At 58.1% G+C, this 9,810-nt stretch carries 12 protein-coding genes; 5 read left to right on the top strand and 7 right to left on the bottom strand.

Translation table 11 applies throughout. The features are described from left to right. On the bottom strand, window positions 1-233 hold a 233-nt coding region (locus tag AC1XOS_RS15445; RefSeq protein WP_481963119.1), incomplete at its 3' end, for a 2Fe-2S iron-sulfur cluster-binding protein. Window positions 234-301: 68 nt separating this feature from the next. Continuing rightward, window positions 302-1,501: a DNA cytosine methyltransferase gene (locus AC1XOS_RS15440; RefSeq protein ID WP_481963118.1), complete on the bottom strand. Its 1,200-nt coding sequence runs from the start codon at window positions 1,499-1,501 to the stop codon at window positions 302-304. 41 nt (window positions 1,502-1,542) lie between these two features. Here AC1XOS_RS15440 and AC1XOS_RS15435 point away from each other — a divergent pair, with 41 nt between their 5' ends. Beyond that, window positions 1,543-2,226 carry a SinI family restriction endonuclease gene (locus AC1XOS_RS15435; protein ID WP_481963117.1) on the top strand — a complete coding sequence of 228 codons (684 nt, stop codon included), beginning with the start codon at window positions 1,543-1,545 and terminating at the stop codon, window positions 2,224-2,226. Between the two features lie 3 nt (window positions 2,227-2,229). On the opposite strand, the gene AC1XOS_RS15430 is transcribed toward AC1XOS_RS15435, so the two are convergent. From AC1XOS_RS15430 to AC1XOS_RS15420, 3 genes are read right to left on the bottom strand one after another with little or no spacing between them, the layout of a single operon-like run. After that, window positions 2,230-3,735, bottom strand: a complete 1,506-nt coding sequence (locus AC1XOS_RS15430; protein ID WP_481963116.1) for a hypothetical protein — start codon at window positions 3,733-3,735, stop codon at window positions 2,230-2,232. 17 nt (window positions 3,736-3,752) lie between these two features. After that, the gene (murG, locus tag AC1XOS_RS15425) at window positions 3,753-4,910 is read right to left on the bottom strand and encodes an undecaprenyldiphospho-muramoylpentapeptide beta-N-acetylglucosaminyltransferase (protein WP_481963115.1); all 1,158 of its coding nucleotides are present in this window, start codon (window positions 4,908-4,910) and stop codon (window positions 3,753-3,755) included. Continuing rightward, window positions 4,907-5,428 (bottom strand): hypothetical protein, encoded by a 522-nt coding sequence (locus tag AC1XOS_RS15420; protein ID WP_481963114.1) that lies wholly within the window; start codon window positions 5,426-5,428, stop codon window positions 4,907-4,909. The genes murG and AC1XOS_RS15420 overlap by 4 nt, the downstream gene beginning before the upstream one ends. A 138-nt stretch (window positions 5,429-5,566) precedes the next feature. Between AC1XOS_RS15420 and AC1XOS_RS15415 the strand changes: the two genes are divergently transcribed. Next, complete coding sequence (locus tag AC1XOS_RS15415; protein ID WP_481963113.1) at window positions 5,567-6,589, top strand: SIS domain-containing protein; 1,023 nt, start codon at window positions 5,567-5,569, stop codon at window positions 6,587-6,589. Here AC1XOS_RS15415 and AC1XOS_RS15410 read toward each other — a convergent pair. Further along, a complete protein-coding gene (locus tag AC1XOS_RS15410) occupies window positions 6,579-7,172 on the bottom strand; it encodes an HD domain-containing protein (RefSeq protein WP_481963112.1) in 594 nt (197 codons plus the stop codon). The genes AC1XOS_RS15415 and AC1XOS_RS15410 overlap by 11 nt on opposite strands. 129 nt (window positions 7,173-7,301) lie before the next feature. Here AC1XOS_RS15410 and AC1XOS_RS15405 point away from each other — a divergent pair, with 129 nt between their 5' ends. Together AC1XOS_RS15405 and AC1XOS_RS15400 are read left to right on the top strand one after the other, a co-directional pair. Next, complete coding sequence (locus AC1XOS_RS15405; RefSeq protein ID WP_481963111.1) at window positions 7,302-8,036, top strand: hypothetical protein; 735 nt, start codon at window positions 7,302-7,304, stop codon at window positions 8,034-8,036. Between the two features lie 10 nt (window positions 8,037-8,046). After that, complete coding sequence (locus AC1XOS_RS15400) at window positions 8,047-8,796, top strand: hypothetical protein (RefSeq protein WP_481963110.1); 750 nt, start codon at window positions 8,047-8,049, stop codon at window positions 8,794-8,796. 68 nt (window positions 8,797-8,864) lie between these two features. Here the strand turns inward: AC1XOS_RS15400 and AC1XOS_RS15395 are convergent, their stop codons facing one another. Next, the gene (locus AC1XOS_RS15395) at window positions 8,865-9,488 is read right to left on the bottom strand and encodes a MarC family protein (protein WP_481963109.1); all 624 of its coding nucleotides are present in this window, start codon (window positions 9,486-9,488) and stop codon (window positions 8,865-8,867) included. A gap of 53 nt (window positions 9,489-9,541) precedes the next feature. Here AC1XOS_RS15395 and AC1XOS_RS15390 point away from each other — a divergent pair. Beyond that, a partial coding sequence (locus AC1XOS_RS15390) for a type II secretion system protein (protein ID WP_481963108.1) occupies window positions 9,542-9,810 on the top strand: 269 nt, incomplete at its 3' end.

The raw sequence follows: 9,810 nt of genomic DNA, 5'->3' as shown, positions 1-9,810 counted from the left end.
TGGCAGGAGAGCCGGTGGGTGGCGATCAGCTCAGGATCTTCCAGAGCGGACTCTTCCTCGTCGGACATGGGCGTCACGTCGCCCTCCAGCACTTGGACGCGGCACGTCGTGCAGGCAGGGACGCCGCCACAGCGGTGCAGGATCGGAATTCCCGCATCTTCGATACAGAGAACAAGCTTCTTGCCTTCGGGCACCTCAAAAGTGCCATGGCCTTCAACAGTTAATTGGGGCATGTGTTTACGATTTTCTCCCAGGTGGAATGCCTCTCTATTCGGGAAGAGACACAGTTTTTCCTGCTTAACTAAAAGAGTTTCCCCGTCACCCAGCCCGGTGACTGTACGGCATGCCAGGAGCGATGATCAGTGTTTCGATAGCGACTGAGCCGTAGCTGCGGGTGCTGAACTTCTAAACACTCCCCGGCATCGTAGGCCAGCAAGTGGCGACCAATCACCTCACCAAAGCGCACGGGCACCGCATTGCCAATCTGCCGGTAGCGGCTCGCTAAGTTCCCCTCGAACTTCCAGCTATCGGGAAACGTCTGAATGCGAGCGTACTCTTGAACGGACAACGGCCGGTTTTCTTCAGGATGGGCAAGGTCGGTCGCGGGCATTGTGGGACAGGTAACGACGGTCGGAGCGGGCCGATCCCAGGCAAGCCGTCGGTAGAATCCAACTTTTCCCCCACCAGCATCATACGCCTTACCCATCGCGTTGCGCTGGAGCTGCTCCGGTAGATCGCGCCAGTTCTGCCCCTCTTTCAATAAGCGGTAGTATTGCAGCCGCCTCTCGGGAAACTTCGCCGCCTCAGGAGTGCCTTCCAGCCCCTCGACAGCGTCTCGAAATGTTCGCCAGCGCGGCAGTCCAAATCGCGCTTCTTCGTCATGGGTAGGAACGAGATAGGGAATTGTACTACCATCGCGTGCACCTAACATCACGACACGCTCACGAATCTGAGGAACACCAAAATTAGCCGTATTGTAAAGCTCAAAACTGACTTCGTAACCAGCATCTCGCAGATATGCCAGGATATAGCGAAGCGCACCTCCTGGTTTTTCATCTTCCAGTGGCGAAGTGCCGTTATAATCTCGCTCACGATGCGGGCGATGTTGCATAGGTGTCGAGAGTATCCCACGGACATTCTCAATCACAATATATTTGGGCCGGAGTTTACCAATCAAATCAATAAAATGCAGAAACACATTCCCACGCTCATCATTGAGACCGAGTCGTTTTCCCGCCGTAGAAAATGCTTGACAGGGAGGCCCTCCCACAATAGCAAAAAGCTCTTCAGATTCAATCTTCTGCTCACGCATCAACTGATCTGCGGTTAAGTCACGAATATCTCCGTCGTAGAGCGAGAGATGAGGGCGATTCTTTCGAATGGTCTGACAAGCCTTTGGGTCGAACTCATTGACTGCAACCGACTCCAAACCAGCACTCTCAAGCCCTGAATCAAGTCCAAGAGCTCCTGAAAAAAAACCAAGAAATTTATGATTTCCCATGCCTACCAAAATGCCGTCCCTTTTGCTGTATTATACTTCGTATGCCTGTTGCTGTCACGGAAGAGAATCTCATCGAAATTGCCCAGAAGAGCTGTCAAAACCTGAACCACGAATGGATCTCAGATATCGAAGAGATACTTCGTTTTTGCTATAAAGAGCCCACCCTCTTCCCTAAAAAAGGAAAACTTGATATAAACACACTCACTCACTCCAGTGAGATCGAAGCCTACTTAGAAAAGTATCTTCAGAAGTTTTTTACAGAGCGAGGCAGTCAAGTCAACTTTAAAAATGTAGCAACCATTCCAGACCCAGCCGTTGATGAAGTATTACATGCATTTGCTAGTATCCCACAGGATGATCTTGGCAAGATGAAAGAATATCATAGACTATCAATGGCTGCTGAAAACCTCATCGGCAGCCTGCTGGAGCGATATATCGCGAGCAGGCTAGGCAAATCAGGATGGATATGGGTCTGTGGCGAAACGATGCGTGCCGTAGATTTTTTCAAGCCTGGCTCGCCTCCAAAACTTCTGCAAATCAAGAACCGCAGTAACTCAGAAAATAGCTCATCGTCGGCAATTCGTCTCGGTACAGATATTCAGAAATGGTATCGAATCAATGCAAACAACGGACACACCAACTGGGCCGAGCTTCAGGACAAGACAGAAGTCATCCTGAATGAGGATGACTTCTACGCCTTCATTCGGCTTACTGCCAAAGGATAAAATCTAAAGCGGTGGTTCTTTGTCTGTGGTGACGTTTTTAAGCTGGACGATCAAGATCGTGATTGGGGGAAGGTCACGGGTGAAGGCGCCTTCAATGTCAATCTTGCGGCTACTCTCGATACGACGTGGCAGGCCATCGCCTCCCAGCCAGATACGGTCGCTATTTTCGGTGGTTGTCGGACGGCCTCGGGCACTATCTGTCTTGGTGGTTCGTACCAGCTCGACTCCTTGCAGCGATGTTCCGTCAGGCAACACGAGCGGCTGGAGCAGGCGCACCGTGTCGTAGCCCGCGAGGCTAGGCGGGCCTTCCAAAAGTCCCTGAAGTGGTTCTAGTGCGTTGCGGAGAGTGGCTTGGCGCAGGCTCTGATCCAAGCGAGTGCCTTCGCGCAGAGGAGAGCTGCGCTTCTTGCCATCGCTCTCGGTCACCACGATCTCAACCCCATTGGCCTTGATCGTCTGGCTGACGGGAAAGCCATCACGCCCCTTGACCTCGATAAGCGCACTGCCGGGACGCTGGAGCCAGAGATCGTAGGTGCCGTTGTAGCCACTGCGTCCCCCGCCACGAGGGTCACGGGAGTTGTCCGCACGTTTCAGCTGCTCGGTGGTGACCGTGGCAGCGGCGTGGAGCGTGAAGTAGCGCTGGTGAGCGCTCTCCCACTTTGCCAGGAGCGCCAGAGCCGCGGGGTCTACCTGGATGGGCTGAGGTAGCTCCCGAGTGCTCTCGGGGACTTTGAGGGGTACCTCCATGTAGTTATCAGGGAGAGCCTGGTCAAACGGCGCGGCCGCTTTGGGCGCGGGCTGGTAGGTCTCTTTGCGGTAGGTGAGGCGTCCCTCACGGATTTCCCACTCCTCAGCGGCGCTTAGCGTGTGATTGGCCGTGAAGCGATAGCGACGGATTCGAACCGGACGGCCTGCACGGGGGATGAGGCTCTCGGTCTCCAGAACGCTCCCATCGGTGTCTTTCCAGAGGCGGCTCTGCATCGCGCGGGGCGGCTCCAGAGTGAGCTGCGCGCCTAGGCTCGTTCCTAACGGATCAAGCCGGGCAGACTGCAAGGCGCGATCTAGCCGAAGTGACTCCGTAAAGTAGAGGCGTGAGAACTCACGCGTTACCTTGGGCTGTTTGACACTCCCCCGCTCGTCGAAGCGCACCGCGAGCAGCGACTCGCCATCAGAGATGGCCCGACGAATCGTGCGCTGGCCGGCAAGCCCGTACTCGTAGCTCACCGCGAGCTTGCCTCCCGGCGCGGCGTAGAGTGTCTCCGTGGCGACCTGGGCGGGGTAGGTCTTTCCTCGGTCGCTCCGCAGAATGCTCAGAGCACACTGGAAGCTGTAGCCAGGGGCGGCATGGCTGGCATCACGGGCGGCCCAGTAGGCACGGCGGCCCGCCAGCTCGTCCGCAAACGCAATCCGAGTCGGTAGCTTTGGCGCAGTCGGAATCGTGGCGACGGGCAGGGGCGCAGGCTTGGTCTGTCCTAGACTGGCGAGAAGAAAAAGAGCGAAGAGTTGCACAAGACCTCCAGACGTTTTTACTTGTGAGATTGTTCAAGCGGCACAAGCCCTAAGATAGCATCGGCGAGGTCTTCGGCGGCGCGGGGGGTGGCGAGTTTTTTGGCTTTCCCACCCATTCCGGCACGCTGCGAGCGATCGTCCAGCAGGGGCAAAATGGCAGCAAGTAAAGTGGTACCAGAGCACTCGCTCTGCTTGACAATTACCGCCGCGCCCGCCTCGACTAAGCGCTGGGCATTGCGTGTCTGCTCATCGCCGCTAGTGGGGACAAGCGGAACAAAGACGGCGGGCTTGCCCAGAGCACACACTTCCGTGACCGTGCCTGCACCGGAGCGGCAGACCAGAAGATTGGCAAGGGCGTAGGCATCCCCAATCTCATCGGTCTGAATAAAAGGGCGAACTGTCCAGCGGTGCTGCTGCTGGGGCGTGAGGGTTTTGTGGTAGGCAAGCAGCGCCTCGGCGTCTTTTTCGCCGCACTGGTGGAGCACCCGCGCTTGCTTGAGAAGCTCAGGGAGCGCATCTTTAACCGCATAGTTGAGAATATGCGAGCCCTGCGCCCCGCCCGTCACGTAGACACAGGGCAGGCACTCATCGGTAAGGTCGAACCCAAAGCGGCTCACGGCGCCCTCTGCACGTCCTGCAAAGATCGCCTCGCGCACGGGATTTCCTGTCACAAAGGCTTTCTTGCGCAATCCAGGCGGTAGCTCGTCGAGCGCCCCTTCAAAGCTCAGGGCAATGCGCTTGGCGTAGCGTCCGTTGATCTTGTTGGCCAGCCCGACCGTGACCGTCTGCTCATGGGTAATGATCGGAATGCGGAGCATGGCAGCGGCGAGCACGGCAGGAACGGAGACGTAGCCCCCCGTGGCAAAGACCACATCGGGCTTGAACTCTTTGACAGCCTTGAGTGCCTGGAAAAATCCCTGCGGCACTTTGATCGCATCACGGATATTGGCGGCAGTCAGCAGCCCAAACGGGCCTTTCGAGGAGCGCCGTAGCTTCCCACTGGCCACCGCGACAAACTCCAGTCCGGCTTCTCGTGCCAGCTTTGCCTCAATGCCCGTCTCACTACCCACATAGCGAAAAACAATCGTCTGATCGCGTTTACGAAGAACTTGGATCACGGCCAGCGCGGGGCTCACGTGCCCGCCGGTTCCTCCACCGGTTACTAAAACTCTCAAGATGTCTTTTCTTCCCGCGTCAGGTTCAAGTGACGCTCGGGCATCCCCACTCGAATATCGCTGCCTTGTCCCTCAACATCGGAGAGTTCAAAGAAACTGCTCTCTAAAAACAAGACAAAGGCGCGGCGCTCGGAATCGTAGAAAGCGTCCATGAGCTGGGTATCGGGTGGCATGGGCGGCAGGTTATAGCTCTCGCCGCTGGAGATGGTCTGGAGGAGCTGGATGATGCGCTCCGGGGGAATGAAGTAGGCTTCCCAGCGGACATCGCCGACAAGGTGCCGGGGGCGCAAGGGGGGCAAAGCGTCTTCCTCTAGGGCAAAGACCAGCTCATCCCAGCCGCCACTCCAGTTTCCCCGTGAGAGTCGCACCTGAGCGGGAGAGTAGAAAGCGCTCTCTAAGACCACAAGACACTGCTCGGCTTCGCTATCATAGCAGGCATCCACGACGCGGACATCCGGGGGGAGTGGCTCCGCCTTCAGGCTGACATCGTGGCGCGACATCAGCTGTAAAAGCAGCATAAGGTCGCCCGGTCGAACCCTAAAAAGAGTCCACCGTTTCTCGTATACACCATCTGGTTCCTGCCCCATCACGCTCGCCATGATACCACTTATCGCCTTCGTTTCAGCCAACTTCCCATCTCTGGGTACAATAGGATCATGTCTATACTTCTCTCAGAGATCAACGAGCAGCCTGCGGCGCTGGAGCGGGCGCTTACGGGCAGCAAAGATGCCATTGCCGAGCTCGTCGCGGCGATTAAAGCGCGGGATGTGCGCTATGTGATTCTGGCGGCACGGGGCACCAGCGATCATGCGGCGACCTACGCCAAGTACCTGCTCCAGCTCACAGTGGGGATTCCCTGCGGGCTTGCCGCGCCCTCGGTGCACACGCTCTACGAAGCCGATGTGAACTACAAAGATGCGCTGGTGATCGGGGTGTCGCAGTCCGGGGCGGGCGATGATATCAACGAGGTGATGACGCAGGCAAGGAAAAGCGGCGCACTCACGGCGGCGATTACCAACACGGAGGGCTCCAAGCTCTCACAGATCGCCGAGCATGTCTTGTTTTGTCATGCGGGCGTGGAGAAAGCTGTCGCGGCCACCAAGACCTACACCACCACTCTGGGAATCTTTGCCAAGCTGGCGGCACGCTGGGCAGGCAACGACGAGCTGGCAGAGACTCTCGGGCGCGTGCCGGATGCGATGCACAAGGAGCTGTTGGGGCTCGAGGGAAAAGCGCAGACCGTGGCGCACTCGCTCACCCATGCGGAGCGGATTCTAGCCATTGCTCGTGGCCTGCATCTGTGCACCGCGATTGAGTCATCCCTCAAGATCGCCGAGACGACCCACACCACCACGCAGGCTTTCTCGTCAGCGGACCTGCTCCACGGCCCGATTGCCAGTGTCCCAGCCAACACGCCCTGTCTGCTGCTCCTGCCCGATGGCAAGACCAAACCCATGATGCTCGAAGTGGCGGCGAAGCTGGCAAGCCGTGGAGCGCGGGTGCTCACCCTCGCCACGGATCCCGATGCCGCGCTTCCCCTCACCAACACCGGCACCGAGCTGCTCGCCCCATTAGTGGATATTCTGCCCGCACAGCTTCTCGCCTACCATCTCACCGTCGCCCGTGGCCTCGACCCCGACAACCCCAGCGGTCTGACAAAAGTGACGGTCACTCGCTAGTAATCCAGCCGCACTCCACAGCTTCGTCAATCCAGCCCCGCGCTACCTCCCAGAGTGCCGGGGCTCCTGCGCCTATTGGGGCGTTGCGCTGGGCCACACGCGCGGCACTGACACCGTGCTCCACCCAGCTCCCGCCGCAGTTCTTATAGTTGGGGAGCATCCCACAGAGCCGGTCCACGGCGGCGGCGAACTTGGCTTCGGAGGTCTCTTGCGCCTCGAACTCATCCCAAAGCGCTCTATACTCGGTAGCTTGGTCGGCAGGGAGCAGGCCAAAGATGCGCTCAGCGGCGGCTTCTTCACGCTCGGCTTTATCGGCCATCGCGCTAGTGTCATAAACAAAACTATCGCCCGCGTCAATCTCCACCAAGTCGTGGATGAGCGCAATCTTGAGCACGCGTGTTAGATCCAGAGCCACAGGAGCGTGCTCTGCCAGCGTGAGCGCCATCAGGGCAAAGTGCCAGCTATGCTCCGCCGTGTTCTCCAAGCGATCCCCGCCAATCAAAGACGTGCGCCGGAGCACGCGCTTGAGCTGGTCAGCTTCGGCAAGAAAAACGAGCTGCTGGGAGAGTCGAGAAGAGTCCATGGAGCTAGTATAGCGAAAAAAAACACCAATCTCCTGGTATTTCTCCGTATTCCCCGTATTCCTGCGGGTTGAGAGCCACCTGTTTTTTCCCAACAAATATACCAGACGGAAAAAACACGGGTATTGAGTATGACCATAAAAACAAACTGGAGAAATCGTGAGCGCAATCAGGGAATGCTGCCAGGGGACTCGGACTCGATAGAATCGGTGCGAGTGTCGGCGCAGTGGCGTGTCGAGCCAGAGATTCCTCTGCCACAGCCGCTCTGGGCCGCCTACGCCAGCGCGTCTTTGCCCGGCCCCACACAGGGACTCTTAGGGAGCTGGGATGTCAGTGCCTTACTCTCGTCTGAGCCCGCCGATATTTCACTAGCCCCGCCGCAGTTCACGGCAGAGCATGCCGTCGCTTTTTTATCCAGCCTCCCCAAGAGCTTAAGCGAGACTGAGCGCTACACCCATGTGCAGGAACGACTGAGGGGACTCACCTCCGACGACACCACTCTAGCAGCGGAGCTGGTGGGCGAAGCGGCGCAGCAGATCGTAACAATCCGTCGGGAGATTAAGGCGCTTGAGGAGAGCTTCCAGCGGGAGCAGTCTGATGATGAGATCTGCATCCAAGCTCTGGAAGAGCGGCTTGCTCGCTTGCGGAGTCAAATGACCAAGCGTAAGGCCAGTGCGGTTGCGGAGAGCCAAGCCCTCCGCACACGTCTGGATGAGATGATGGGGGTCATTGTCTTCTTCGACCGCTACCAGGGCTATGTCCGCCAGCAGAATCAGCCCCCTGCCCCCACGGAAGTGCCTGCGTTTCAGCGCGAAGAGGGAGTGCGAAGGCGCGTGAAGCACCACAGACGGCTCACTCTCGCGTGAGGATATTCCCATGATTTCCTGGAAAGACAACCTTAAGACTTCGTCCAGTCGTGCTGCCGCAAAGGCTTTGCAGGAGCATGAGGATCTGCCGCCTGCCCTTCAAAGTAGCCATGAGGAGAGTCGTGTGGTGGTCAGCTCGGCGCTTTCTCGTCCGATGATCTTCCCCAGACAGGAGCGTCGCCCCGCACCAGTCCGGCCCATTCCTCCTGCGCCAGAGCCACCTGCGGCTCCCTCCCCCGAGGTCTACCAAGAGGCACTGGCCGCTGTCTTTGCCCAAGTGGGTCTCGCCAACGAAACCCCTAGGCCCGAGCCCGTATCAGAGCCAGAGCCGGAGTATCCTTCTCTCTTCGCACCTCCCCAGAGTAGCTATAGCCCCGATCAGATAGTCGCGTTTTTATCCTCACTTCCGGGGCATCTTTCTCAGGAGTCACGCTATGCCCGCGTGGCAAAGGAGCTGAGCCAGCACCAGAAAAATGATCTCTCCGAGCTCGTCGGCGAGGCCGCGATGCAGCTTGTCTCCCTGCGCCAAGAGCTTACCAAGAGCAGCCACCAGGCTGAGGCATCGCTCCAGCAAGCCCGCCTTCGTATCGAGCAGCTTGAAGCGGAGCTGGGCCAGCTCCGGCATCAGGTGGAGATGCAGGAGCAAAACAGCGCGGGCTACCGTCAGTCACTTCTTTTGCGCATTGATGAGATGACCGGCGTGATTGTCTTCTTCGATGGCTACCAGTCCTACTTGCTCCGCCGCGAGGAGCAAGACTAAGAGGACACCTATGTACCGCCCACTTTCCTCGACGAAGAGACGGCTCTGCATCTCCTTGACCAGCGTCGCTAGCTTGCCCAAAGCGCTTTGACACCACCGATAATAAACTCGACGGCCACCGCCACGACGATCAGGCCCATGATGCGGTTGAGAATGTTCATTCCCGTCTTGCCCAGCGCCTTGCCCATCGGGGCCGCCATGCGCAGGCAGATCCAGGCCGTAAAGCACACCACGGCGATAATCCCGGCCACCCAGAGGATATGGGGAAAGAACGGGCCTTTTTGCGCCAGCAGGATCACCGAGCCAATCGCCCCTGGCCCCGCCAGAAGGGGAAGCGCCATCGGCACAATCGCCACATCGTCGCGGTGTTCGGCCTCTTCCGCCTCTTCGGGGGTTTGACGAGAGCGGCTGGGCTGGGCATTGATCATCTCAAGGCCCATGAACAAAAAGAGAATCCCACCCGCCACTTTAAAGCTGGCGAGGCTGATGCCAAAGAGTTCGAGGATCAGCTTGCCGACGAGTGCGCTAATCAGCAGAATCAGAAAGACCGCCGTCGTGGCACGCCGGGCCGTGCGCTGGCGCTCCTGGGGTGTCTGATGCTGGGTGAGCGTCAGAAAAACCGGCGCAGCCCCAATCGGCTCGACCACCACGATCAGGGAGACAATGGTCTTGAGTAGCGTGGTCGGGTCCATACGAGAAGAAGTATACCTCCCGTGCGCTCGTCGGGAGAGCGGTATAATCCACCATGACCTCTCGGGCCTTCACCTTGATTGAGCTTCTCGTTGTCATCGCGATCATTGCGATTCTTGCCGCGATTCTCTTTCCTGTCTTTGCTCAGGCCCGTGAGAAAGCCCGGCAAGCCGCCTGTCTCTCCAATGTACGCCAGCTCTCGACTGCCGTGATGATGTATGTTCAAGACTACGACGAGCAGTACCCGATGACGGCCAACTACAACACGGGGGCGTTCACGCCGACGATCTGGACGGAGATGATCCAGCCCTATGTCAAAAACGA

It is taken from the genome of Armatimonas sp., from assembly GCF_964826245.1.
The sequence above is the reverse complement of the archived record's forward strand: the minus strand, read 5'-3'. Positions and strand labels throughout refer to the sequence as shown.

Excerpts from the sequence above, each read along its gene's own strand:
- AC1XOS_RS15415 (WP_481963113.1), top strand. The coding sequence starts at position 5,567 with ATGTCTATACTTCTCTCAGAGATCAACGAGCAGCCTGCGGCGCTGGAG.
- AC1XOS_RS15405 (WP_481963111.1), top strand. The coding sequence starts at position 7,302 with ATGACCATAAAAACAAACTGGAGAAATCGTGAGCGCAATCAGGGAATG.
- AC1XOS_RS15420 (WP_481963114.1), bottom strand. The coding sequence starts at position 5,428 with ATGCTGCTTTTACAGCTGATGTCGCGCCACGATGTCAGCCTGAAGGCG.
- AC1XOS_RS15395 (WP_481963109.1), bottom strand. The coding sequence starts at position 9,488 with ATGGACCCGACCACGCTACTCAAGACCATTGTCTCCCTGATCGTGGTG.
- AC1XOS_RS15435 (WP_481963117.1), top strand. The coding sequence starts at position 1,543 with ATGCCTGTTGCTGTCACGGAAGAGAATCTCATCGAAATTGCCCAGAAG.
- AC1XOS_RS15440 (WP_481963118.1), bottom strand. The coding sequence starts at position 1,501 with ATGGGAAATCATAAATTTCTTGGTTTTTTTTCAGGAGCTCTTGGACTT.
- AC1XOS_RS15410 (WP_481963112.1), bottom strand. The coding sequence starts at position 7,172 with ATGGACTCTTCTCGACTCTCCCAGCAGCTCGTTTTTCTTGCCGAAGCT.
- AC1XOS_RS15400 (WP_481963110.1), top strand. The coding sequence starts at position 8,047 with ATGATTTCCTGGAAAGACAACCTTAAGACTTCGTCCAGTCGTGCTGCC.